This is a genomic window from Acidobacteriota bacterium, assembly GCA_029861955.1.
In the GTDB taxonomy this organism is placed as follows: domain Bacteria; phylum Acidobacteriota; class Polarisedimenticolia; order Polarisedimenticolales; family Polarisedimenticolaceae; genus JAOTYK01.
Window position 1 is genome coordinate 1 of sequence record JAOTYK010000040.1, and the last position, 25,518, is coordinate 25,518.

16 protein-coding genes and 1 rRNA gene are annotated in these 25,518 nt (G+C 62.3%); 10 read left to right on the forward strand and 7 right to left on the reverse strand.

The window, feature by feature from the left end; genetic code table 11:
* The 6 genes from nusA to OES25_15150 form a co-directional block, all read right to left on the reverse strand.
* Positions 1-931, reverse strand: a 931-nt coding sequence (gene nusA / locus OES25_15125; GenBank protein MDH3628977.1) for a transcription termination factor NusA, incomplete at its 3' end; no start/stop codon positions are given.
* 23 nt (positions 932-954) lie between these two features.
* A complete protein-coding gene (locus OES25_15130) occupies positions 955-1,434 on the reverse strand; it encodes a ribosome maturation factor RimP (GenBank protein MDH3628978.1) in 480 nt (159 codons plus the stop codon).
* 115 nt (positions 1,435-1,549) lie between these two features.
* Positions 1,550-2,425, reverse strand: a complete 876-nt coding sequence (locus OES25_15135; GenBank protein MDH3628979.1) for a tetratricopeptide repeat protein — start codon at positions 2,423-2,425, stop codon at positions 1,550-1,552.
* A 118-nt stretch (positions 2,426-2,543) separates the two neighbouring features.
* The gene (locus OES25_15140; GenBank protein ID MDH3628980.1) at positions 2,544-3,608 is read right to left on the reverse strand and encodes a tetratricopeptide repeat protein; all 1,065 of its coding nucleotides are present in this window, start codon (positions 3,606-3,608) and stop codon (positions 2,544-2,546) included.
* Positions 3,605-5,257, reverse strand: a complete 1,653-nt coding sequence (locus tag OES25_15145; protein MDH3628981.1) for a CRTAC1 family protein — start codon at positions 5,255-5,257, stop codon at positions 3,605-3,607. Before OES25_15145 ends, OES25_15140 begins: the two co-directional genes overlap by 4 nt.
* Positions 5,254-6,456, reverse strand: coding sequence for a hypothetical protein (locus OES25_15150; protein MDH3628982.1), 1,203 nt, complete (start codon positions 6,454-6,456; stop codon positions 5,254-5,256). Before OES25_15150 ends, OES25_15145 begins: the two co-directional genes overlap by 4 nt.
* Before the next feature lie 53 nt (positions 6,457-6,509).
* On the opposite strand from OES25_15150, the gene OES25_15155 reads away from it, so the two are divergent.
* Positions 6,510-7,604 carry a DUF1570 domain-containing protein gene (locus OES25_15155; protein ID MDH3628983.1) on the forward strand — a complete coding sequence of 365 codons (1,095 nt, stop codon included), beginning with the start codon at positions 6,510-6,512 and terminating at the stop codon, positions 7,602-7,604.
* Here the strand turns inward: OES25_15155 and OES25_15160 are convergent.
* Positions 7,587-9,305: a hypothetical protein gene (locus tag OES25_15160; GenBank protein MDH3628984.1), complete on the reverse strand. Its 1,719-nt coding sequence runs from the start codon at positions 9,303-9,305 to the stop codon at positions 7,587-7,589. The genes OES25_15155 and OES25_15160 overlap by 18 nt on opposite strands.
* A gap of 41 nt (positions 9,306-9,346) precedes the next feature.
* Here OES25_15160 and OES25_15165 point away from each other — a divergent pair, with 41 nt between their 5' ends.
* From OES25_15165 to OES25_15205, 9 genes are all read left to right on the forward strand, one after another.
* Positions 9,347-9,970 carry a hypothetical protein gene (locus OES25_15165; GenBank protein MDH3628985.1) on the forward strand — a complete coding sequence of 208 codons (624 nt, stop codon included), beginning with the start codon at positions 9,347-9,349 and terminating at the stop codon, positions 9,968-9,970.
* Positions 9,957-11,690 (forward strand): CRTAC1 family protein, encoded by a 1,734-nt coding sequence (locus OES25_15170; GenBank protein ID MDH3628986.1) that lies wholly within the window; start codon positions 9,957-9,959, stop codon positions 11,688-11,690. The genes OES25_15165 and OES25_15170 overlap by 14 nt, the downstream gene beginning before the upstream one ends.
* Positions 11,687-13,390, forward strand: coding sequence for a CRTAC1 family protein (locus OES25_15175; protein MDH3628987.1), 1,704 nt, complete (start codon positions 11,687-11,689; stop codon positions 13,388-13,390). The genes OES25_15170 and OES25_15175 overlap by 4 nt, the downstream gene beginning before the upstream one ends.
* Positions 13,387-15,372: a tetratricopeptide repeat protein gene (locus OES25_15180; GenBank protein MDH3628988.1), complete on the forward strand. Its 1,986-nt coding sequence runs from the start codon at positions 13,387-13,389 to the stop codon at positions 15,370-15,372. The genes OES25_15175 and OES25_15180 overlap by 4 nt, the downstream gene beginning before the upstream one ends.
* A 46-nt stretch (positions 15,373-15,418) precedes the next feature.
* The gene (locus OES25_15185) at positions 15,419-16,696 is read left to right on the forward strand and encodes a tetratricopeptide repeat protein (GenBank protein MDH3628989.1); all 1,278 of its coding nucleotides are present in this window, start codon (positions 15,419-15,421) and stop codon (positions 16,694-16,696) included.
* A 194-nt stretch (positions 16,697-16,890) separates the two neighbouring features.
* Positions 16,891-19,851 (forward strand): TonB-dependent receptor, encoded by a 2,961-nt coding sequence (locus tag OES25_15190; protein ID MDH3628990.1) that lies wholly within the window; start codon positions 16,891-16,893, stop codon positions 19,849-19,851.
* 117 nt (positions 19,852-19,968) lie between these two features.
* Entirely contained in the window at positions 19,969-21,681 is a 1,713-nt protein-coding gene (locus tag OES25_15195; protein MDH3628991.1) for a VWA domain-containing protein, read from the forward strand.
* Between the two features lie 3 nt (positions 21,682-21,684).
* A complete protein-coding gene (locus OES25_15200; protein ID MDH3628992.1) occupies positions 21,685-23,706 on the forward strand; it encodes a tetratricopeptide repeat protein in 2,022 nt (673 codons plus the stop codon).
* Between the two features lie 443 nt (positions 23,707-24,149).
* Positions 24,150-25,518: ribosomal RNA gene (locus OES25_15205) — 16S ribosomal RNA — on the forward strand; the annotation flags it as partial.

A 25,518-nucleotide genomic window follows, 5' to 3' on the forward strand; every position in this document is an offset into this window, starting at 1 on the left:
CTTCCATCTCGCGGGTTTCGTAGTCTCGAACAACGACACGATTGATCTGCGCCGGGTTGAGGGCGTTGCGCACGTAAAGCGCGTCGTCTTCGTCGAACTGGACGATGTCGATCTTCTCGCCACGGAGTTCACGGATAACCGCCTGAACCCGCGAACCCTTCATGCCGACGCATGCGCCAACCGGGTCAACGTCTCGGTCCTTGGACGCCACCGCGACCTTGCTGCGTTCGCCGGCATCACGGGCCACGTTGACGATCATGACGGTGCCGTCGTAGATCTCGGGAACTTCCATCTCGAACAGTTTCGTCACCAGAAGACCGCTGCCACGGGACATGACCAGCTGCGGACCCTTACCCAGCCGCTCGACTTCCGTCAGGACGGTTCGAACGCGATCGCCGGGGTTGTAATGCTCAGCGCGGGACTGCTCCCGCCGATTGACGATGCCCTCGGTTCTTCCGAGGTCGAGGATCATGTCGCCGCGATCGAATCGCTTGACGACGCCGGTCATCAACTCTCCGACACGGTCGGCATACTCCTCGTAGACCAGCTCCCGCTCGGCTTCCTTGACCTTTTGATAGATGACCTGCTTGGCCGCCTGAGCGGCGATTCGGGTCAACGGGGCTTCGGGGTAGTCGAACGGCGTCTCGAGGATGATCCCCAGTTCGGCGTCCGGGTGAAGCTTCTTGGCCTCGTCCAGGACGATTTCCGTGTTGGGATCGGCCAGATCGTCCTCTTCCACCACGGTGTGTTTAGAGAACACCTCAAACTTGCCGGAGTCACGATCGAAGCGCGCGCCGAAGTCCTGTTTGCTCGAGTAGTACTTACGGGTTGCAGCCGCGTAAGCCTCCTCGAGGGCCTGGATGACGACCTCGGTATCGAGACCTTTTTCCCGACCGATCAATTCGATCTGCTGGAACAGTTCGCTGCTCATAACTGTCGATGCCTCAACTGGAGCTAGATGCCGACGTGTTGCCGTGCCGAATCGATCGCCGAGATTGGGATTTCGAGGGCACCGCCGGACGTCGGTCGTTCGATACGCAAGAGGGTCCGGTCACCCCCTACGAGGAGACCACGGAATTCCGTCGCACCCTCGATCGGTTCGGTCGTCGTCACCATGATTTCGCGACCGATGTTTCTACGAATGTCGTCTTCCGTTCTGATTGGACGGTCGATTCCGGGAGACGAGACCTCGAGGTTGTACGCGTCGGGAAGCAACGGCGACTCGTCGAGCCGTTCCCCAACCGACTGTGTCACCCTCTTGCAGTCGTCGTGGGTCACTCCCTGAATGCCGGCACGGTCGATGATGACGATCAGCGTCCGATGTCGGGACGAGCCCTGCAGGAGGAGTTCGACGAACTCCAGACCCAACTCGACCACCGCTTCCCTCGCAAGGGAGCTGAGGCCATCGAGCCGATCCTGATGAGACAATCCCATACGCCGCTTGTCACCCCTTGAAAGGCCGAAAAACGCAAATACCAATAAAAAAGGCAGGCCTTCCGGCCCACCTAGGCAAACCAGATCGGTAGATTAGCGGAAATCCCTTGGCGCTTCAAGGAGCGCCGGCGGTCTCCACCGTCAGGACCCGAATCTGTTCCCGGACCTTCTCGGCGTCCTTCGCCGTCGGGTCCAACTCCAGATATCGGCGCAGATGGACCAGCGCTTCGTCGGTCCGCTTTAGCTTGTTGAGGACCGCGGCGAGGCTCCGCTCGGCCCGCGCCATGTCGGAGTCGATGGATAGCGCCTGTTCGAAGAGCTGCAGCGCCTCCTCAAGTCGATCCGCCCGGAAGAGATGGGCACCCGCACTATAGTAATGAAGTGACGATTCGAACCCGGCCGACTTGCCGCGTTCGAGTGCGTCGACCGCCTGATCCAACGCCTTGTCCCGCAGGTAGAGCGACACGAGATCGGCGAAGATCTCCTTCTCGACCTCGTCACCCACCAGCAGGGCCTCGAGTTCGGCGGCGGCGTCTTTCCACTGTTTCTTCTGCTCGAAGAGCATCGATCGATTTAGCCGGCTCAGCCGGAGAATCGCCGAGTCTTCGGTGTTCTCCAGCTCCGCACCGAACCGTTCGAGAGCCTCGTCGGTCTGGTTGAGCCGAACCAACGCGCTACCGAGTTGGAACTGGATCCGTTCTCGTTCCGCATCGAGCTCGACGGCGGCGCTGAGAACGTCGCGGGCGTCTTCGGCCCGCTGAAGTTGGAGTAGCAGCTCGCCACGCATGAGCAGAAGATCGACATCGGTCGGGAAATCGTTCTGTAACTCCGCCAGTAGGGCCTCGGCCTCCTCGTACTTGGCTTCCCGCACGAGACGGTTGCCTTCCGAGAGGTCGGCCGCCTCCGGGACGGCCGCTTCCTGGGCGGGTTCTTCCTGGGCGAGCAGCGGCCCGCCGGGAAGCATGGCGAGGGTCATCACGATGGCCGTCAACGCTCTCCGGCGAAATGAACGGTTCAAAAAAACATCGACCACAACGAATTCCCCTCAACGGATGGAGTCTGCGTGCACCGTCATATTAACGCAGCTCTCGAGCGCTCGCCGAAACCCCTCAGGGGGTCGAGGAGCCGATCTGTGAGAGGAGGTCCGCGGCCTCCCGGTTTCCCGGATCCAGCCGAACGACCTCCCTGAGATGGGTCCGCGCCTCGTCCACCCGCGACGTTGCCAACAGGCAGCGGGCCAGGGCGTGGTGGCCGTGAGGGTCGTCGGCCCGCAAATCGATGGTCCGCCGGAACTGACGTTCTGCCGCGTCCAGGCGTCGTTGGGCGAAGTAGACGATTCCGAGATTGAGGAGGGCGCCGTAGTCCTCCGGATGTCGTGTCAGGACATCGACGTAACGTCGTTCGGCACCGCTGAGGTCTCCTGCCACCAGGGCCGCTGCGGCCTCCTTCAGGATGCTCTGGTCACCCAGTTCCCGTTGTTCCACGGCGCGTAGCCACGGGTCCTGCAGCTCCGGGTCTGCACCCGAATCACGAAACGCCGAGAGAGACCGTGTCGAGCGCTCCGTGTCTCCGACCTCACGATAGATCTGCGCCAGGAGGTAGTGGGCCGTTCGCAGCTGCGGCTCGATTTGAATCGCCCGCTGCAGATGTTCGATCGCTCTCGCCGGGTTGTCCTCGGTTCGCGCCACCCGCCCGAGACCGAGCAGCGGCCACGGGGAACCAGGCGCGAGACGGGTCGCTTCCTCGAACGCCCGTCTCGCCGCATCGATGTTGCCGATATCGAGGTGCGCGCGACCGAGGCGGATCCATGCGGGAAGATAATCCGGAGACCGTCGTGTCGCGGTCTCCAGTGCGACCGCTGCTTCCCGTGGGTGACCACGATTCAGTTCCATCGCACCAAGAAGATAAGGCCACTCGCCCTCGTCCGGATCGCTCTCGCTTGCCTTCTCGTACGAGCGGCGTGCGTGGGCGAACAACTTGTTTGCGTGGTACAGGCGGGCGAGATCACCGGCATCCCCACCACGAGCGGCCTCGAGGGCGGCTCTCACGGCCGGCTCCAACCCCTCCGGTAGGGGTGGATCGGCACGAGGGTCTTGTCCAGCGGAATCCGGATTCGAGCAGGCCAGATGGAGGGCCAGCAGCAGTAAGAGCGCGATGGGCCGGACTGAAGTCACAGAGGCGTTCCGGACGTCGGCGAAAGGTGAATGTAGCGGTCCACGGATTCGATAACGTGGGTTGTTACGCGGCCACCGGGCCAGGCAATCTCGACTTCATAGGGGCCCGGGTCGTCGCCGAGGCCGAAGTGAGCTCGCGGGTCATGACTGGCGCCATAGCTGTAGGCCGGTTGGATCAGTCGTCGCATACGACGAGCGTCGGTCGTCAGCGTGACGATTGCGCCGATGCCATGAGTCCCGGGACCGCCATCGACCAACCGGACTCCCAGCCAATGTGCGTCGCGGCAACTATCGTTCCGGTAGAGACGGACGGGGCCCTCGTTGTTTCCGATGAGAATATCGATGTCGCCGTCATTGTCGTAATCGCCGAGGGCGGCACCACGCGAGACCTCCCGCAGCTCCGGTGACCCCAGAACATGGGAGACGTCGTCGTAGCGACGCACGTCGGTTCCGCGAAAGAGCTGGTTCGGTTCGCCGTAATCGCCGGCCAGCATGGAGTCGCCCAGTCGAACCGAACCGTTGGCGATGACAAGATCGAGAATGCCATCGCAGTCGAAGTCGGCGAAACCGGTCCCGAACCCCGTGAATTCCCGGCTAATTCCACCCAGCACGTACTGGTCGGTCACGTCCTGAAAGAACCCGGCGTCGTTTCGGTAGTAGGTATTCGTTTCTCCGTCCAGGTGGGTCAAGAACAGGTCCCAATCGTCGTCCCCGTCCACATCTCCGATCGCGATGCCCATGCTGGCCTCGGATCGACCGGACTCGTTCAGAGCGCAACCGCGTGAAAGCGCCTGCTCCGAGAACGACCGATCGGGATGACCGACCCACAGCGTATTGGGCATCTGGTCGTTGGCCACGAAGATGTCGTCCAGGCCGTCTCCGGTCAGGTCGGTCGCAATCACACCGAGACCGGCACCTCTTCGGTCTTGAATTCCGGCTTCGATCGTCACGTTTCGAAACGTCCCATCGCCCTCGTTGCGATACAGGGTGTCTCGTGCCGGACGGTCATAGACGCCCGGACTGCAGTAGTCTCGAAGCCCGTTCGGAGCAAAGCAAGGTCGTTCGATCGGGGGCGCCCAATCGATGTAATTGGCCACGTACAGATCGAGAAACCCGTCCTGATCGTAGTCGACGAACGTCGCCGCCGTGGAGTAGCCGACGTCACCGACACCGGCGTGTTCCGTCGCATCTGCAAACCTGCCGTCGCCGTCGTTGCTGAACAGCGTGTTACGACCGAGATTGGTGACGTAGAGATCGATGTCGCCATCGTTGTCATAGTCGGCGGCGACGACGCCGGTTCCGTAACGCGTGTCGCCTGTGCCCGATCGCTCGGTGACATCCTCGAAACCGCCTACGCCGTTATTGCGGAATAGACGGTTTGCATCGCCGCTGGAAGATCGATCGTCGGGCAGTTCACCGCCCTGGACAGTGTAGACATCGAGAAAACCATCGCCGTCGATATCCGCGAACGAGACGCCACCGCTCATCAGTTCGGGGTAATTGAAGTCGCCGGTTGCGCCGTTCCGGTGGGCAAAGCGAATGCCGGCTTCGGCGGCGACATCTTCGAAGACCAGGGTGACCGAACGCTCACCCTGAGGAGGGCAACCCCAGAGAAGGAGCAGCAGCGGTAGCAGGATTCCACGCTTCATTCGGACTCCGACGGCGCCGCATCCAACAACGCCGTGATGGCCTCGCAGAGTCGCACGCCGTGTGGGTCTCCGGCCGCCTCCAGTTCCCGAGGGTAGTAGAACGAGGTCATCGCACGGATCGTTGCAAGATAACGTTCGGCCTGCAACGAGGCGTCCGTCGGCGGCGTCCGGTCGGCCGTCCGGAGCAAGGAGCTGATTCTGAGCCGTCTCCCGAATTCCGTCGCCGTTGGCCTCGCAGCGGTCGCCGGTCGCAAGCGCGCGAGCGTGTTCTGGATGTGAGTGATTTCACGGAGTTCCGCTTCTTGTCGCTTCCGGCATGTCCGTCGGTCCTTGCGGAAGCGGCCCGACGAAGCCAGCGATCGAATCTCCGTTCGGATCTCGTCCAGCGCGGCGTCTTGCCCGAGCGACATGAAATTGCGGACAATTCTCGAGAGTGCCTTCCAGGAGTCCAGCGTTGTTTCGCCGGCGGGCTCGTCGCGAGCCGTCGCCAACCGGTGGGAGACGAACTCGGGGTCTGTGGCGATCAGTCCTCGCGACATGGCTTGTAGTTCGAGAGCGGCAACGACCTCGGAGGCGATCGCCTCGTCGTGCCACCCATGGCTACCGTCATGGACGAGGAGTCGATGGGCCGCGCCGCGCTCCAGCGCCTCATCCGCGAACTTCTCGACCTCAATGTAGTTGAAGTCTCTCCTTCCGACGATCGCCACGACGTCAAAGATTGAGTTCGATTCGAGCTTAACCGCATCGGCGCACGCAGCGCCCACGAGGACGACTCCGGTAATGTCGCCATTCGCGCGATCCGCGATATCACAGGCAACGCGAGCCGTCCCTGACATCCCACCCAGGTAGACCCTGCGCGGATCGACGGAGAGCCGCAGAAACGTATCGTCGAGCATGGCCTGAACGGACTCGTAGGTGGGGCCCGACGGTCCATCGCTCTGGCTGTTGTTGGAACTTGCGATGACGTAGCCATAGGTCGCGGCTGCGGACCGGTAGATGTCGAGCGCGAATTCACCCCGTCCGCGTGGATCCAGCAGGTAGAGGACAGGCCAGCGACGATCCGGTGTGTAGTCGGGCGGGAGGTACTGTTCGTAGCTCTGGTCCGGTGAATCAGCGCACGTTATCGTTGCGGCACTCGCTCCCGATTGGGAAACGACCATCACGATCAACAGAAAGAGAATGGTTCGCATCGAAGTCATGACGCATCGCCAGTTTATCACCGGCCCGAATCGACAGGTACAATGACCGTCCAATGCGTTCATTCCAATCCGCATCGATCGTGCTTCTCTGCCTGATAGGGCTTGTCTGGCCCGTGGCCGTCGGGAAGACAGGTGAGGGTTGGAGCGAACTCCGAACGACCCACTTTCATCTGTTCAGCAATGCCGACGCCGAGCAGGTGAGGGCCGTTGCGACGGAATTGGAGCGACTCCGGGACCTGCTGGAGAGTTACTTCGGGCTGGTCGTCGAGACGCCCCGTCGCCCGCTGTCGGTCTACGTCTTTCGCAGCTTGCGGTCCTCCCGGCGGGTACTACCCGATGGGGGAGAGATCGATCGGTCGGGAGGCGTCTACTTCAGTGACGGCGAGACGGATTTTATCGCGATCCACGCAGTTGCCGGTGCCGACGTCGTCTCCCTCGCCTATCACGAGTACTTGCACTACGTGATCCGGCAGGTCGCGCGGGACGCACCTCTCTGGTTCAGCGAGGGGATGGCCGAGCTCTTTGAAACGACGAAGACGACGGCGTACGAGGGGGAGGTCGGTCGAGTTGCGACCCAGCATGTCGAGACCCTCAAGCGTGGTCTTCTGCTCTCGCCACGCGCGGTGCTCGAGACGACTCCGCGGTCACTGGCCTACCGAGATGCGGTGCTCAAACCACGATTCCACGCGCAGAGTTGGGCGTTCGTGCGTTATCTGCTGACTCTGTCGGTGGCGGAGGGTGCGCGCGGAGGTCTCCTGGAAAAGTTACGCGAGTCGATGAAACCGGAGTCTCTGATCGAGGCGATGGAGACGTCGTGGGCCTCGGGTTTCTCGGACGACGCGACGATCACGATCCCCCTTTCTCGTCCGATCTCACAAGAGGGGATTCCGAAAGCCATTGACCGTGTCGAGATGACTCGAAGGCTCGGGGATCTGGCGGCGGTCCACTCTCCGAAACGCGCGAAGAACTACTTTCGTGCCGCATTGTCCGCGGACGACCGGCATGCAGCGTCCCACGCCGGCCTGGGAAAACTCCTGATCCGTGAGGGAGATACGGCCGAGGGGCTGCGACACCTGAGATGGGCTGTCGAGCTGGAACCGAACGATCCACGTTTCAGGCGATTGCTCGGTTTAGCCGTCGGGGAGTGAACTCTCGGGCCGCAGTCGGATGGAGCGGATGCTGACGCCCTTGCGGCCGGAACTCGAGTTTCTCAGGATTGCGGAGACGTGGTATTCGCCGGGCGGGGCCTCGAGCCAGCCACGGATACCGAGCAAGGCTTCCTTGTGTTGATCCCACTTCTCTTGCGGCACCGTGTGTCGAAACGAGTGATAGCTGCTGACCAGATGGGAGCCTTCGGCGGTGTCGACGCGGACGTAGAGCGTGAGGTTTGCGGACCGACCGGCTGAGATCAATTCGTAGTCCAGGTCTCTCGGGAGCGCGCCGACGGTGAACGGTAGGTAGATGTTTAGCGGGTCTTGCGTCGAAGTCTCCAGCGCGCGGGGTTCACCAAGAATCAACTGCGTCGTGATTTCTTCGTCCGTCGAACGCCCCTGAGGAACGCGGTTGTAGGCGAGACGGACACCGTCCCGTTGCGTCGTCAATTTGAGATCGGAAACATCGACGTCGTCGAACTCTTCGGGGACGTAGGCGAGGACCTGATAGCGCCCGCGATCGAGTTCATGGATCTGGCGTAGACCCGCCAGGAGATCCTCGTTTCGGACGAATCCGCCGACCGTGGTCTCGGCGAGTTCGGTGAGGGGACCCCTGGGTAGCTGGGATGCCAATTCGAATGGCGATGCGTTATCCATCGACAGCGAGGCCTGACGAACCCCCTGCACGCCGCCAGTCTGGCGGAGAGAATCGACGGCATAGATTCGAACTCTCTCTCGCTCGGCAAGCCTCGTCGCGCGAAGCATGGCGTCACGCGCACGATCGCCTCCCTGGAGGCTCGAGCGGATTTCGTTGAGCTGGGACAGTCCCATGATGGACTTGGCGACCTCCGCGAACTCGCTGTCCGGCGCGAGACTGACGCCGCCGCTCAGGGCGATCATGGTCATGCCCTCGACGCCGCCGGCGACCTCGATCGCGGTCCCCAGTGCTCCGTAATACGATTCCGCGCGGTTGATGCCTTGCTCGACGAAGAACGAGGCGATGTTCCTGGCGCAACGCGAATCGACGAACATGGAGCCGAAGGTCGAGGCGCGTTCCATGCGTGCCTGTTCCTCGGTCAACTCCTGGCCCGGTGCCAGTTGGACATCGCAGCGTTCAAGGCTGTTCATCAACGACCGGATTCGCTGCGGCGTTGCGAGTCCCGGTGTCTTCGAGCGAGAGTAGGCCCGTCGGATCGCACTCTCGATCTCTGCGGCTCCCGACGCGAAGCCGGTCTCGAACGACAGGTTGCCGTTGTAGACCGCGACGGCGCCGAGGTCGAACGGGCGAAGGGTTTCGCGGACGAACTCGACAAGCGGTTCGGCGGCGGCGCCCGGCTTCCCGCGGTGGTCGGCACTGAGGTCGATAAAAAAGAGGTACCGGCGTGGGGGGACGGTTGACGACGTTGCGACCCGTTCCTCGGAGCCGATCTGAATCGTCAGGCGTAGGTCGGAATTGGAGGTCTCTGCGGGGGCTGCGTCCGATGCGCTCGTGAGACGGAACAGGACGGGCTCACCCTTCAGTCGAATCTCGAGGTCGGTTGGGCTGAAATCGGCGACGGGCGAAGATTCCGGATCGGTGGCAAGTAGGTCAATCTCCAGAGCACGGACCCGCACGACCTCGTCGACGGTCTCGTCCGCATTCAACGCGCCAAACGTCAGCCCAAGAACCAATGCAAACGCGCAGAAACCCATCTTCATCGCTTCGCACCACCTTTAGGATGAGTGTAACATGTTGCACCATGAGATTAACCCGCGCCTCGATCGCCGTTTCACTCGTCACCCTGACCCTTCTCGTTAGCGCGTCGTGTGCTCGGCGCCCTCTTGCGGGCCCCGCGGGCGGACCTGATGCCAAGTTCACGCTAACGGCGTTCAAACAAGAGGGTTCGCTTCTCGCGTTTGTCGTTGACACCAAGGTGATGCGTCTGCGTGAGGGCCGTGATTACGTTCCCGTCGAGATCGCCGTGGCCAACAAGGGCCTGAAGGCGTTAACGCTTACGGCGGAGTCTTTCACCCTGATCGACTCCACGGGAACGCGTTATCCGACGGTCGGTTTCGAAGAGCTGTCGAACGGTTACGGAAACGTCGATGTCGACCGGCGGCTGTCCAACCTGAGGACATCGATTGCAGGCGCGTTCCTCTCGTACACCCCGGTCAGGAGCACGCTGACCCGCAGTTTTGACAATCCTCACGAGAAGACCCTGCATCTGTCACGGTTCACGTACGCCGTCGATTTCATCTACTTTCCGCGACCTGCCGATGGGGTCAAGGGGCGCCAGTTCGATCTCCTGCTGGAGGCTCCGGAACTCGACGACCCGATTCTTGTAACCTTCAAGGTGGGCGGCAAGCCCGATGACGCGCCCTGACACCAAGAGCCTCGGAATCGTCTGCTGCCTACTGCTCACACTCTCAAGCTGTGGGCCGGTAGAGACCCCCGCGGAGCCGGCGGCTCTGTTCGTCGATGTCTCCGTAGACGTCGGTCTCGATTTCACTCACGATAATGGGATGTCGGGGGAGAAGTACATCGCCGAGATGATGGGGCCCGGCGGCGCGTTTCTGGACTTTGACAACGACGGCGATCTGGATATCTACCTTCCCCAGGGCCGGCCCTTGAACCCCGGTACTTCAAGCGGTTCGAGTGGGACCGATCGTCTCTTTCGCAACGATCTCGTCGTGAGTCCCGACGGATCGCGGTCGTTCGGGTTCACCGACGTGAGCGTCGAGGCCGGCCTGACTCCGCCGACCGGTTACACGTTCGGGGTGGCCACCGGGGACTACGACGGGGACGGCTGGATCGATCTCTATCTGACGCAACTAGGGACGAATCAGCTGTTGCGGAACAACGGCGACGGGACGTTTTCCGATCGGACCGAGGCGGCGGGAGTCGCGGACCTTCGCATGAGTATGCCGGCGGCGTTCTTTGATTTCGACGGCGATCGCCGCCTCGATCTCTACGTCGGAAACTACCTGGACTTCAGGGTTGCCACGCACAAGCGGTGCTTCTCGCCGTCGGGGCGTTCGGACTACTGCGGTCCGTTGGCGTACAACCCGCTTCCGGATCGCCTCTTCAGGAACACGGGTGACGGCACATTTGAAGATGTGACTCGAAGGGCAGGCCTGGCAGAAAGCCGGGGAAATGCATTGGGTGTCGTGATCACCGACTTTGATCTGGACGGCAGGCACGGGTTGTTCGTCGCCAATGACACCGGAGAAAACTTCCTCTGGCGGAATCTCGGTGACGGTCGATTCCAGGAGCAGGCCCTCATCGCGGGCTGCGCCCTGAACGGGAACGGCGAACCGGAGGGCAGCATGGGCGTCGAGGTCGCCGATCTGGATGGCGACGGCGACGAGGACATCTTCCTGACCCACATGAGCCAGGAGACCAACACGCTCTATCTGAACGGAGGAACGGGTCTGTTCGACGACGGGACGATCGCCAGCGGGTTGGGGACGCCGAGTTGGGAGTTCACCGGTTTCGGGATGATCTCGCTGGATTACGACAACGACGGGCAACTGGACATCGCGGTGGCCAACGGCGAGATCAAGACGATCGACGCGCACCTCGCACGGGGGGATCCGTTTCCGCTGCACCAGACGAATCAACTGTTTCGGAACCTCGGCGAGGGGCGATTCGAGGAGGTGACCGCGATCGGTGGCGAGGTCTTCCTGCGGTCGGAGGTCACCCGTGGGTTGGCGGTGGGTGATGTCGACAACGACGGCGACGCCGACATCCTGTGGATCAACAACCACGGCCCGACACGCCTGTTGCTGAATCAGGTCGGCTCGGCGGCTCACTGGTTGGGTGTTCGTGCGGTTGAGGGCGACCCGGCCCGCGATGCCCTCGGGGCTCGTGTGGGAATCCAGCGCTCGGACGGTTCATGGGTCTGGCATCGCGTTCGCGTCGCGGGTAGTTACCTCTCTTCCAGCGACCCGAGAGTCCTGTTCGGGTTGGGCGACCAGACGGTTCCGTCACGGATTCGTGTCCAGTGGACCGGCGGCCAGACCGAAGAGTGGCCGGTCGACGAGTACGACCGCTACGTCGTGGTTCGGCGCGGCGAGGGGACCGTCGTGACGGCATCACGATGAGGTGGCCGCTCCTCATCATCCCCGCACTTTTGTGGGCTGGTTGCGGGTCGCCGGATCTCGATTCGAGCGCCGAATCACCGGCGTTCGTCGAACGGGCCGAGGAGACCGGGCTGATCTTCCAGCATGAGAACGGGATGAGCGGAGAGTTCTACATCATCGAAGTTATCGGTGCCGGCGGCGCGCTTGTGGACTACGACAACGATGGCGACCTCGACGTCTACCTGGTTCAGGGGGGACCTCTGACGCCTAATGCCGACGTCGGGAGCGGCCCCTCGGACCGGTTGTTCCGCAACGACCTTCATTCCCGTGCCGACGGCTCGACTCAGTTGCGATTCACCGATGTGACCAAGATGGCCGGACTGTCCGCGAGCGGGTACGGCATGGGTGTCGCCGCCGGGGACTACGACAACGACGGCTGGGTTGATCTCTACGTCACGCGATTCGGTTCCAACAGCCTGCTGCGTAACGTCGGCGATGGCACGTTTGTTGACGTGACCGAGCGAAGCGGAACGGACGACGTGCGCTGGAGCGTTCCCGCCGTCTTCCTCGACTTTGACGCCGACGGGTTTCTCGATCTGTTCGTCGGAAACTACGTCGACTTCCGCTATAGCAATCACAAGCGCTGTCTCCCGGAGCAGGGATTTGTCGATTACTGCAGCCCTCTGGCCTATCGAGCCGAGTCCAACCGCCTGTTTCGCAATCGGCAGGACGGATCGTTCGAGGATGTGACCGAGCGGGCCGGACTGCGTGGGGCCGCCGGCAACACGTTAGGCGCCATCGCCCTGGATGTGGAGGGGGACGGGGATCTCGATATCTACGTGGCGAACGACTGGAACGAAAACCGGCTGTGGGTCAATCGTGGGGATGGCGTGTATCACGAGCGGGCGCTGATTGCAGGTGCCGCGGTCAACGTCGACGGTCAGCCCGAGGCCAGCATGGGGGTCCTTGCGGAAGACTTCGACGAGCGCGGCGGTGTCGATATCTTCCTGACCCACCTGATGGGCGAGACCAACACCCTCTATCGCAACGATGGCGACGGCAATTTCGACGACTCCAGTATCGGCAGCGGACTCGGCGAACCAAGCTGGAACTTTACCGGTTTCGGTACGTCCAGTCTCGACTACGACAACGACGGCTGGGCCGACATCTTCGTCGCCAACGGCGCGGTTCGGTTGATTTTGTCGCTCGTGCGACGCGGCGATCCCTTTCCGCTCAGGCAGACCGATCAACTGTTCCGCAATCAAGGCGACGGGCAATTCGTCGACCGCACGGCAGCCGAGCTTCCGTCGCTCAAAGAGGTCGGCCGGGGCGTGGCCGCCGGCGATGTCGACAACGATGGCGACGTGGACCTGCTTGTGATGAACAACAACGGACCCGTCCACCTACTGGAAAACCGCGTGGGGCAGCGGCAGAGCTGGGTCGGCTTTCGTGTGATCGATCGCCACGGTAGGGACGCCTACGACGCTCGGGTCGTTCTTCTCTCGGGCGCCGGCCGTGCGCGCACACGCTGGGTCAGCGCCGGCGGCAGCTACGCCTCTTCCGGGGATCCCAGGGTTCTGTTCGGTCTAGCCGAGGTCGAGGCCGATCAGGCCGTTCGAGTTTACTGGCGGGATGGTACGGTTGAGGAATGGACAGGGCTCTCGGTTCGGACCTATACGACCCTCCGCTCGGGCGAGGGGGATTCCGTCGTCGAACCATGACGTTACGGGTCGCCGTCGTGTGCTTACTCCTGCTGATCGTGGGATGTGATGTGCCGCCGGAGGAAGGGGCGTCCGGGCTCCAGCCGGTCCCCGTACCCAACCTTGCCAACCGCGATGACGCGGTGCGACAGCAGCTGGAGGACGCGCGGAGCGAGCTGGATCGTCACCTGGCAGAGGACCCGGCCGCCGACGAGGCGCTGGCGTCCAGGTTCGGAACGATGGGCATGATCTACCACGTCTACGCGTTGGCCGACGAGGCGCTGGCCTGTTTCGCGAACGCAAGAACCCTCGACGGCACGGATGCCCGTTGGTCTTACTACGCGGGGGTCCTGCGAGCCGATCGTGGCGAGCTGAAGCAGGCGGCGGATCTCTTCGAGCAGGTCCTCGTCCGTGTCCCTGATGACCGCCCGTCGCTGCTGCGTCTGGGAGACGTTCGCTTCAACCAGGGGGATCTCGATCGATCGCTCGTCGCGTATCGCGAGGTCGAGTCCCGCGACCCACGAAACGCAGCGGCCCAGTACGGGTTGGGTCGGGTCGCCGTCGCTCGCCAGGAGCCCGCTGCGGCGGTGGATTACTTCCGCAAGGCCCTCGAGGTCGCGCCGGATGCGACGATGATCCACTACCCGCTATCCCAGGCCCTTCGCAAACTGGGAAGCGCGGACGAGGCGGACCGGCATCTCGCGATGCGGGGGGTTGGCGCCGTTGGCTTCGATGACCCGCTCCTGAAAGACCTGGGCCGGTTCGCCCATAACTCGACCGGTTTCCTCCGTCAGGGCAGTAGCGCGTTTCTGGAAGGGCGATTCGAAGACGCGGAGCGGGATTACCGGAAGGCGGTGGAGGCCGATCCCGAAGACCCCGAGGCCCGCAAGAGCCTCGCCTCCGCGCTGGCAAAACTGGATCGTGTTCCGGAGGCCATCGGCGAATACCACGTCGCCCTCGGCCTGGAGCCCGAGAACCCGATGGTGCTCTACAACCTCGGTTGGCTGGAAACCCGGGCCGGCCGACCACAGGTCGCACTGGGACACTACGAGGCGGTGGTTCGGATCGACCCGCAGTTCAAGGAGGCCCAACTCAATCTGGGCCTGTTGCTCGAGTCGATGTCGCGGCCGGATGAGGCGCTGATCGCCATCGACACGGTGCTGCGCATCGACCCGCAGAACACCGCCGCGGTGCTGGCGCGCCCCCGGCTCCTCGGGCAGTTGGGTCGAGACCACGAGGCGATCGCGGAGCTGAATATCGCCGTGCAGTCCAACCCCGATCACGCCGCGAGTCGGATCGCCCTGGGGATTGCGCTCACGACCGTGGGCCGCCCGGCGGAGGCCATACGAGTGCTGGAGCAGGCCTTGTCCGTCGTTGCCGATGATGGCGAGCGGGCGATCGTCGAACACAACCTGGGGCTGGCCGAGAGCGACCGCGGGCGCGACGGCGAGGCGGTGGCTCACTACCGGCGTGCCCTCTCGTTGGACCCCTCGCTGACGGATTCCCTGTTCAATCGAGCCAACGCGCTGGGTCGTCTGGGTCGCTACGACGAGGCGGCCACCGACTACGGATCGCTCCTGGAACGGCAGCCGCTGCACGTGGCGGGGCGTCTTGCACGGGCGACGGCGCTGGTGCTTGCGGGCCGCTGCAGCGACGCGGCCACGACTCTCGACGAGGGGTTGGAGCGGATACCCGGGGAGCCGCAGTGGACCCACACCCTCGCTCGTCTTCTGGCCGCGTGCGACGATCCCGAGACCCGTGACGGAGTACGTGCCGTCGAGCTGGCGGAGGTCGCCCACCGCGCGCTGGGGACCCTCGATACGGCCGAGACCATCGGGATGGCGCTGGCGGAGGCGGGTCGATACGAGGAGGCGGTCCGCTGGCAACGAAGGCTGGTGGAGGATGCCGAACGGCGTGGCGATGCTATCCTTGTAGCACGACTCCAGGGCATTCTGCGGTCGTACGAGGGTCGACAACCGTTTCGACTTCCGTCATCTCCATGACCCTCCGAGCGACCCCTGTCCCTGTGCTGTCATGAGGAGTTTTGCCATGTTGAGATCTCGTACCCCCGCTCTCGTTTTCGGTTTCGTCTTGTTGTCGTTCCTGGGTGGATCGCTTGCGCTCGCGCAATTGAGCCCCGGCAAGTTGACCGGCAAGGTCGTGGACGTGGATGGCAACCCCGTCGGCGGCTTCAAGCTGATGCTGGAGCCGGAGGACCGTGGCTCCGCGCAGCCCATGAACGTCAAGGTCAACAAGAAGGGGGCGTTCTCGATCGCGTTCCTACAGTCGGGTCGCTGGAAGATCTCCACGGTAGACGATTCCCAGTTCTTGAAATCGATGCACTACGTCCATCGTCGTGCGGACGGCATGAAGTCGGGAGACTTCGAGGCCAATGGTCATCCGACGACGGGCTTGCCGGCGTTCCAACTCGGCGTCAACGGGCACGGACATATGGATCTCGTGATTGCAGCGGGGGGCGTTCGTGAGCGTCTGGCCAAGGACCTGCGGTTGCAGGAGGTCGCCGGCCCGATCAAGAAGGCCGTCAAACTCTACGAGGAAGGGGATATGAAGGGGGTCGTCAGGGAGACGGACGGCGTTCTGGCGGAGGAGCCCGGCCTGGAGCAGGCGCTCTATCTTCGGGGCGCGGCACGCTGGCAACTCGGGGAATATGACGGGGCCGAATCGGATCTTCGTGCGGCCCTGGAGGCGGATCCCGAGCTTCATCAGGTCCACGGCCTGCTCGGAAGCGCGATCCTTCAGCGCGCCCAGTCGATGGACGAAGATGAAGACGGCGCCAAAGAACTGTTCGGGGAGGCCGCCGATCTCTTGACCGAGGAAGCCCGTCGTTCGCCGGACGATGCCTCGGTTCGATTGAATCTGGTCGTCGCCCTGGATTCCGCCGGTCGAGACGAAGAGCTGGAACCTGCGCTCAAGGCGGTCATCGAAGACGACCCGTCCAACGTCGACGCCAACGGGCGGCTGGCGCGTCTCTACGCATCCTCCGAACGAAACGACGAGGCGCTGGCGATGCTCGAGAGCCTGACCGTCGACGATCGCACGAAGGCCGACATCCTCTACAACATCGCCGTCGCCTACTACAACGATCAGGACTACGACAATGCCAGGACCTATGTCCAGCAGGTGGTCGACGCCAGGCCGGACCATGCTCTGGTCCATCGGCTTACCGGCTACCTGAGACTGAACGCCGGAGATCGTCCCGGCGCCGTCGAGTCCCTGAAGCGGTATGTCGAGTTGGCCGGTCCCGATCAGACCCTCCAGGAGCAGGAGCTGATCGGCGCGCTGGAAAAGAGTCTCGACGGCTCCTGAACCCAGCGATCCAATAAATTGGAGCGCTCCAATCGATTGGAGCCTCTCAGGCGGTCTCATGGGTGAGGATCGGGCTTTTTATTGGACTTTTTGAATGTACCCGTCGGGTCCAGTTCTTGCATTAAGGTGATTCGTCAATTATGCGTCCCCCTAGAGCCGATTCAAGGGTGATGATTTCAGGAGGAATGTTCCAGATGAGTAACCGCACCGATCGCTTCAGCAAGGCGCTCGTTTCGGTAGCCGTTCTTCTTCTCGCCACGGGCATGATCTTTGCCCAGGGGACGACTTCCCGCGTAAGCGGCGTCGTGACCGACGAGAGTGGAGATCCGGTTGCCGGCGCGAAGCTGACCTTTATCTCGCCTGCGCTGCAGGGTGAGCGTGTTGTGGAAACGGACGACGATGGCCGTTACACCGCAGCGCTCCTGCCGTCAGGCTCCTACGCCGTCTCGGTGGCCGCCCCTGGCCAGCGTCCGGCCCAGTATTCCTTCCGGCTGAGTGTGGGTACCACGTTCCCGCTGGATATCGCCCTGACCCCGGGTAGTGAGATGGTCGAGGAAGTGGTCGTTCGCGGCAACCTCTCGAAGCTCCAGACCACGACCCAGGGTGAGACTTTCGACTACGGCGACCAGGTCGAAACCCTGCCGCTGACCAGTCGTGGCCTCGAGAACGTCGCCCAGTTGGCGCCCAACGTCTCGTTCGGCCCGACGGTTTCGCAAAATCGCAACAACTTCGATCTCGCGATCGCCGGCGCGCCGTCGATGGACACCATCGTCCTGCTCGACGGTGCGGAAATCTCGGATCCGCTGTTCGGTGGCGGAACCACGGTCTATTTCGAGGACAGCCTGAAGGATCTTCAGGTCATGACCTCCGGTGTCAGCGCCAAGTATGGCCGCTTCACCGGTGGCGTCCTGAACGCCGTCACCAAGGGTGGCTCCAACGAGTACAACGCAAGCTTCCGAGCTTCGTATTCTCGTGAGGACTGGAACAGCCTCACGCCGTTCTCGGGCGAGTCGCAGAGCAGCACCCTGAACGAGACCTACTGGGCCACCGTCGGCGGTCGCATCATCCGCGATCATCTCTGGTTCTTTGCGGGCGGTCGTCGCATCCCCGTGACCAACAACACCCAGTCGACCACCGTCACCGGTGGCAACTTCACCACGGTCGCCAGCGAGGAGCGCTATCAGATCCGCCTGACCGGTGCCGTCAATCCGAACCACACGATCGACTACAGCTACCTCGAGTTCGACGGATCCTCTTCCGGTCGAGCCGCGTTGCCGGCTGCGGAAGATCTGGCCATCGGAAACCGCGCCGATCCGCGGGACATGACCACGATCTCCTACCAGGGCATCCTGACGCCCAACCTGTTCGTCGACGTTCGTGCGACCGAAAAGAACGCCGCCATCCAATCCGGTGGTGATCCCAACGGTGGCAGCCCGTTCATCGATTGGAACACGTTCGACATCTACAACAACCACTGGTGGGACTTCGCGGACCGCACCGGTCGCGACAACGAGACGATCTCGGCCAACCTGACCCAGGTCTTCAGCGGCCTCGGTTCTCACACCTTGGAGTACGGAATCCAGTCCGTGGACAGCACGACCAGCGGCGAGAACCGTCAGTCCACCACGGGCTTCAACTTCATCTCCCGTGACCTCAACTTCTGCTACGACGGCGGCAACATGCAGCCCTGCAACGTCACCACCGGTGGCGGCGGAACGGTTGCTTCGAGCGACGTGCTGTTTAACATCGACTCCACCCAGAACAACCAGCGTCTGCGTGCTCTTAGCCTCGGTGGCGATCAGACGATCGAGAACCTTGCGCTTTACGTGCAGGACAGCTGGCAGATCAACGAGAACTGGCGTGTCGACATCGGTCTCCGTTCCGACGACTACAAGGGCGACGGACCGCTGGATGCGCTGAACCTCGACTACAACACCGTGTCGCCGCGACTGGCTGTTACGCGTAACCTCTCCGACGACTGGCAGGTCCAGATGGCGTGGGGCGAGTACACCGGTCGTATCAACGACAACTGGGTCCAGGCCGTCACCAGCATCGGCGACGCCCCGGGCATCACGAACCAGTACACCGGTCCGGACTTCCTGATGGTCGATCGAACCGTGGTCGAGCAGGTTCTCCGGGACACGCACCCGACCTGTGCCTTGGAGCCCAACGGAAGCTGCTGGAACACGACCGTCGACTTCGGCGACGCGGACCAGCCCACCAACTTCCTGGCCGACGGTCTGGAGTCGCCCTCGGCGACGGACCTCAACTTCAGCCTCAAGCGTGCGTTGCCGCGGAACACCGGTTCCGTCGTCTTCACGTACACCCACAGGCAGTTCGACGGCTTGGTCGATGACTTCATCGGCACGTTCGACACCGGTCTCGCGAATGTCACGGTTAGCGATCCGTTCGACATGAACATACCGCCGGCCAGCTTTGACGTTGACGCCACGCTGTGGGACAACAGCTCCGACGCGTTCCGTACCTACCAGGGCTTCACGGCCACCTTCGACTACCGTCCCAGCAACAACTGGAACGTCGGTGGTAACTACACGCTGTCCGAGACGACGGGTAACTACGAGGGTGAGGGACAGAACACACCGGGTTCCGGTTCGGCGCTGGGTGACTACTCCAACACCCGTAGCGATTCGGATGTCGCGCCGGTGGGCTACCTCGACGAGGACCAGCGGCACCGGTTGAACGTCTACGGCAACTACCGCATGGACTTCGGACGCAGCGGCAACCTCGTTCTGGGCGGAATCGTCCAGGCCGGTTCCGGCCGTGCCTACAGCCTTTCCGTCTCCGGCGTGGCGAAACCGGGCGCAGATCCGGGCAACGTCAACGATGGCGGGACCATGACGCAGTTCTTCGGGGGTCGCGGACAAGAGCGCTTCAACAGCAGTTGGTCCGCCGACGTCAGCGCGCGTTATCAGGTGCAGCTGTGGCGGAAACTCGATGCCTGGATCAAGCTTTCGGTCCAAAACATCACCAACGAGGACGCTCTCGAGCGGTTTAACCTCGCTGGCAGCGCGACACCCGATCCGATTTCCGGGCTCGTCTCGTTCGCGCCCGGCGGTAACTTCGGGAACGCGGACAACGAACGCGACTTCCAGCGTCCGCGCTCCTATCTGGCAACGATCGGCCTCAACTGGTAAGCCGATCGATCTGACAGAGTAGCCTTGTATAGAGGGCCGCCGGACGGAAGTCCGGCGGCCCTTCTTCTTTTCGGGCGTCCTGTGCGAGCCCTATACCGAGTGGTAAGATTCAGCATGATGTTGCAAAAACTTCGGTCTTCCCGCGTTCCCCATCTCCTCATCGCCGCGCTACTGATCGCTCCGTCGATCGGTGCCCAATCGGACGAACAACCTGCCACGAGCGACGTCGCCGAAGAGCTCGAAGTCCGACTCGTGCAACTTCCCATCACGGCCCGTGATCGGCAAGGGAACCCCGTCACCGACCTGACCGCTCAGGAGCTGAAGGTCAAGCTTCGCGGTACCGAGAAGAAGATTGCGTTCCTCGAGCCCCTGGCCCCGGTCGCCGACAATCGTCCGCTACCGAAGACTCGTCTCAGGGTCGATGCGCCCGGTAGCTGGCAGCCCGAAGCGGAATCCCAGGAGGCGACCGCCGGCAAGTCCCGTTACTTCGTGGTCTTCGCCGATATGGAGAACGACTGGAAGCTGGGGCGACCCGATGCGCTGGCCCAGGCGTTGAAGTTCGTGGAAGAGACGCTGCAGCCCACCGATCGGTTCGCCGTCATCTCCTACGACGGCGAGTTGCGTCTGGAGGCACCGTTCACCAACCACGGTCCCACCATCCTGGCGGCCATCGAGAAGGCCTACTCTCGATCGACGGGACGCTATCTCGACCTGACCCGCCGGATCCTGAACCTCGTCGAGCAGATGACGCTCTGTCAAACAGGCGAGAGTTCATTTGTGGCGGAATTTGATGAGATCTGCATCAAGGATACGGCCGTCGCCTACAGCGATATGGTTCGACCGCGGGCCGACGGTTTCGTGAAGGCTCTCGACGGCGCGGTCCAGTATCTCAGCGGTGTCGAGGGACGGAAGACCATTCTGGCGCTCAGCCACGGCTTTGCCGTGGAACCTGAAAGCGACATCATCGGGGCCGCCCGGGCGGTCTATGGCAACTCGACCGACATGGTGCAGTGGCTGATGGGTGTGCTGTTGGGCGATGGCGTCCGGCCCGATCTGGATCGCCTGATCAACGAGGCCATCTCCAGTGGCGTGGCGATCCACTTCATCGATCGCAACCCCGTCCCCAACGTGGCCCAGAGCGCGCGGTCGGCGGCGGCGTTCCAACCGACCGGCGAACGACCGGTCGCGGGGGCCCACGCGGCGGCTCAGGCCGACATCGAGGAAGTCGCCAGCAGCACCGGAGGTGTGCTGGTCAAGACTCTGGATGTCTACGAGGGTCTCTCCCGCGCCATGGATCTCGAGCGAGGCGCCTATATGCTTGGCTACTACCTGGATCAATACGTCTCGCCGGCGAAACTCGGCAAGGCCAAGGTCTCGAGCACCCGAGGCAAGGTGAAGATCGCCCACCGTCGCGGAGCCTATGCCGAGCCCGGGTCGTCGGTCGGTGACGATCGCGTCAACAGCGCCATCATCATCGGTGACGCGACTCCGCTCGAAGGGGAGGGACGCGAGGGCCTGTTCGTGCCATTCCACATCCTGGCCGAACCGCGAGACATCGGATACGAGCCGATCAAGGACCAGGTGGCGTCGACATTCAGTATGCATGTGCGGCTATCGACGGCCGATGGGCGCGAACTTCGGGACTCCTATCATCTGATCCAACATTCCTATCCGCTGGAACTGTGGGAGAGCACCGAGATCGAGCCGATCATCTTCGGTGGTTGGGTCGAGTTGCCGCCGGGCGACTACCGGCTGCGGGCCTACATCCGAAACCCCAAGAAGAACCGGGAAGGGGTCGCGGAAACCGCGATACGCGTGCCCGGGGCCTGACCCGTGGCGGATCGGCCAAGACTTCCGCTCTGGAAGAAGATCTTGTTCAGCGTTGCGATCGTCACCGGGCTTCTCGGCGCAATCGAACTCTCACTCTGGGCTCTCGGTGTTCCGGCCGCAGGTGTCGAGGGCGATCCTTTCGTTGGGTTCGCCGGTAACGTGCCTCTGTTCGTCCGCGCGACCGACGACGACGGCAACGGCGTCAGGGTGACCGCCGCCAACAAGCGATCCCTCTTCAACATCCAGCAGTTCGCGGAGTCCAAGCCTTCCGGGACCGTTCGGATCTTCTGCCTGGGTGGCTCCACTACCTACGGACGACCGTACTCCAGCGAGACATCCTTCTGTGGGTGGTTGAAAGAGTTCCTGCCAATTGCCGACCCCGCAACCGGGTGGGAGGTCATCAACGCAGGCGGCGTCAGCTACGCCAGTTACCGTGTCGCGAGAGTCGCCGAGGAGCTGGCGTCCTACGAGCCCGATATCTTCCTGATCTATACCGGGCAGAACGAGTTCCTGGAAGCGCGGACCTACCGGGAGATCACCGAGGTGTCGCCGATCCTCCGTGCCACCGCCAGCACGCTCTACAAGACACGGACCTTCTCCTCGATTGCCCGAGTCATGGGGCGGGGGCCCGACCACGGGGAATCGACACCCACATCCTCCGACGGCCTTCTGCCGGACGAGGTTCGAACCCGTCTCGAGAATTCGATTGGGCCCCAGGACTACCGACGAGACGATGGGTTCCGGGCTCAGGTGCTGGATCATTTCCGTTTCAACCTCGAGCGGCTGATGAAGATCGCGGGGGAGGCCGACGCGACACCGATCCTGATCACTCCGGCTTCCAATCTGAGGGATTGTTCTCCCTTCAAGAGCGACCATCGCACCGGGTTTAACGAAGACGACGCAACACGCTGGCGTCTCGCGATGGAAGAGCTGGTCCGGGCGCGGCAGGGGGGCGACCCGTCGGCGGCACTGGCGGCGGCGGACCGGGCGCTAATCGTGGATCCGCGTTTTGCACAATTGCACTTCGTGCGAGGGCACATCCTCACCGCGCTCGGTCGTCACGACGACGCCCGTCGAGCCTTCAGGAACGCGATCAACGAAGATGTCTGTCCGCTCCGTGCTCCCGACGAGGTGACCCAACTCGTACGGCAGATCGCGACCGACGGCGACGTGTTGCGTATCGACTTCGACCGACTGCTGGAGTCCCTGGCCACCGACGGAATCCCGGGGGCCGATCTATTCTTCGACCACGTCCACCCGACGATCGAAGGGCACCGACGTCTGGCGTTGGCGATCGTCGAAGAGATGGTCGACGCCGGGCTGCTGAGCCTCCACGCAGACTGGGGTGACGACACGATCGACGACGTGAGCCGCTCGGTCACCGGTCGAATCGACGACGACGCTCATGGCGCGGCGCTCCGCAACCTGGCCAAGGTGATGGGTTGGGCCGGAAAGACCGAGGAGGCGTTACGCCTGGTCGATCGAGCGATCCAACTGGGGCCATCGGATGCCGAGGCGCATTACAACCGCGGGCTGTTGCTTCTCCGTCTGGGTCGTGACGGTGAAGCGGAAGGGTCTCTGCTGGCGGCCGTCCGTCTGCGAGCTGATTTTGCCGAAGCCTATTACGACCTGGCGCTACTCCGTCAGTCCCGTGAAGCCTTTGCCGATGCGGAGTCGGATTACCTGCAGGCGATCAAGCTTCGACCGCGCTACACCCAGGCCCACAACAATCTGGGTGTGGTCTACGAACGGCTCGGCGAGGGCGAGAGGGCGCGGGCTTCCTATCGTCGGGCCCTGGAGTTGGAGCCCGATCATGCCGACGCCAACCACAATCTGGGCTGGCTGATGGCTCGAAAGGGCGAGGGGGCCGAGGCTCTTCCTTATTTACGGTTGGCGGTCGAGCGACGGCCGGGATCCGCTCCATTCCGACAGTCCCTGGCGGAAACCCTTGAAAAAGAAGGGTTTGCAGCCGAAGCGCAGGAGATCCGAGAGCAGGCAATTCCCATAAGCGGAGACGGACCCTGAATCGGCGGGAGCCGCCGGGGGCCGGGTTCTGTTCCGCGTTCTGGGGACATTCTTGTAACTTGTTGAAATAGCAGGGTTTATGGATCTAGCCGATATCCAGAAAACCCCGAAAACTTTTTTTCCCCGGCTCTTGCGCCCCCTGTAGGGTTTGCTATCATCCCTTGGCTGCACGGGCAGGGTCGAAGCAGTTCAACCGCTTTTCCCTTAGGACCAGGCATTGTTTGTATGCCTGTCTGCCGGTGTGATGTTCTTTGAAAACTGAATAGAACGTGTCAGCTTTGCGAGAAGCTGTCGTGAATGATTTTGATTGAAAGTCGGTTCAATCGTTGATCGATTGGATCGCGATTCGCTAGTGATGTCCTGCGTTCACGCGTAGGACGAACCAGCAATCAGACTCTTTCTTTGTTTGTGAACCGGCGAGTTCGCTCGTCGGATTCCACACTTAACTGGAGAGTTTGATCCTGGCTCAGAATGAACGCTGGCGGCGTGCCTAACACATGCAAGTCGAACGAGAAAGTTCCCTTCGGGGGATGAGTACAGTGGCAGACGGGTGAGTAACACGTGGGTAATCTGCCCGAAGGTGGGGGATAACTCTTCGAAAGGAGAGCTAATACCGCATAACACCTCGAGGCCTTCGGGCCTTGAGTTCAAAGGTAGCCTCTATTTATAAGCTATCGCCATCGGAGGAGCCCGCGCCCCATTAGTTTGTTGGTGAGGTAAAAGCTCACCAAGACTACGATGGGTAGCCGGCCTGAGAGGGTGATCGGCCACACTGGAACTGAGACACGGTCCAGACTCCTACGGGAGGCAGCAGTGAGGAATCTTGCGCAATGGGGGAAACCCTGACGCAGCGACGCCGCGTGGAGGACGAAGGCCTTCGGGTCGTAAACTCCTGTCAAGAGGGACGAATCCCGGTCGGATGAATAAGCCGGTCGGTTGACGGTACCTCTGAAGGAAGCCCCGGCTAACTCCGTGCCAGCAGCCGCGGTAATACGGAGGGGGCAAGCGTTGTTCGGAATTATTGGGCGTAAAGGGCGCGTAGGCTGCTGTGCAAGTCAAAGGTGAAATCCCTCGGCTCAACCGAGGAACTGCCTCTGATACTGCACAGCTTGAGTCCCGGAGAGGGTGGCGGAATTCCCAGTGTAGCGGTGAAATGCGTAGATATTGGGAGGAACACCAGTGGCGAAGGCGGCCACCTGGACGGGTACTGACGCTGAGGCGCGAAAGCGTGGGGAGCAAACAGGATTAGATACCCTGGTAGTCCACGCTGTAAACGATGAACACTTGGTGTTGCGGGTATCGACCCCTGCAGTGCCGAAGCTAACGCATTAAGTGTTCCGCCTGGGGAGTACGGTCGCAAGGCTGAAACTCAAAGGAATTGACGGGGGCCCGCACAAGCGGTGGAGCATGTGGTTTAATTCGACGCAACGCGAAGAACCTTACCTGGGTTTAAATTGCGATGGACCGCTCCAGAGATGGAGCTTCCCTTCGGGGCTGTCGTGAAGGTGCTGCATGGCTGTCGTCAGCTCGTGTCGTGAGATGTTGGGTTAAGTCCCGCAACGAGCGCAACCCCTATCCTTAGTTGCCAGCGAGTAATGTCGGGAACTCTAGGGAGACTGCCGGTGATAAACCGGAGGAAGGTGGGGATGACGTCAAGTCATCATGGCCTTTATGTCCAGGGCTACACACGTGCTACAATGGACGGTACAAAGGGCTGCGAGACCGCGAGGTGGAGCCAATCCCAAAAAGCCGTCCTCAGTTCGGATTGCAGTCTGCAACTCGACTGCATGAAGGTGGAATCGCTAGTAATCG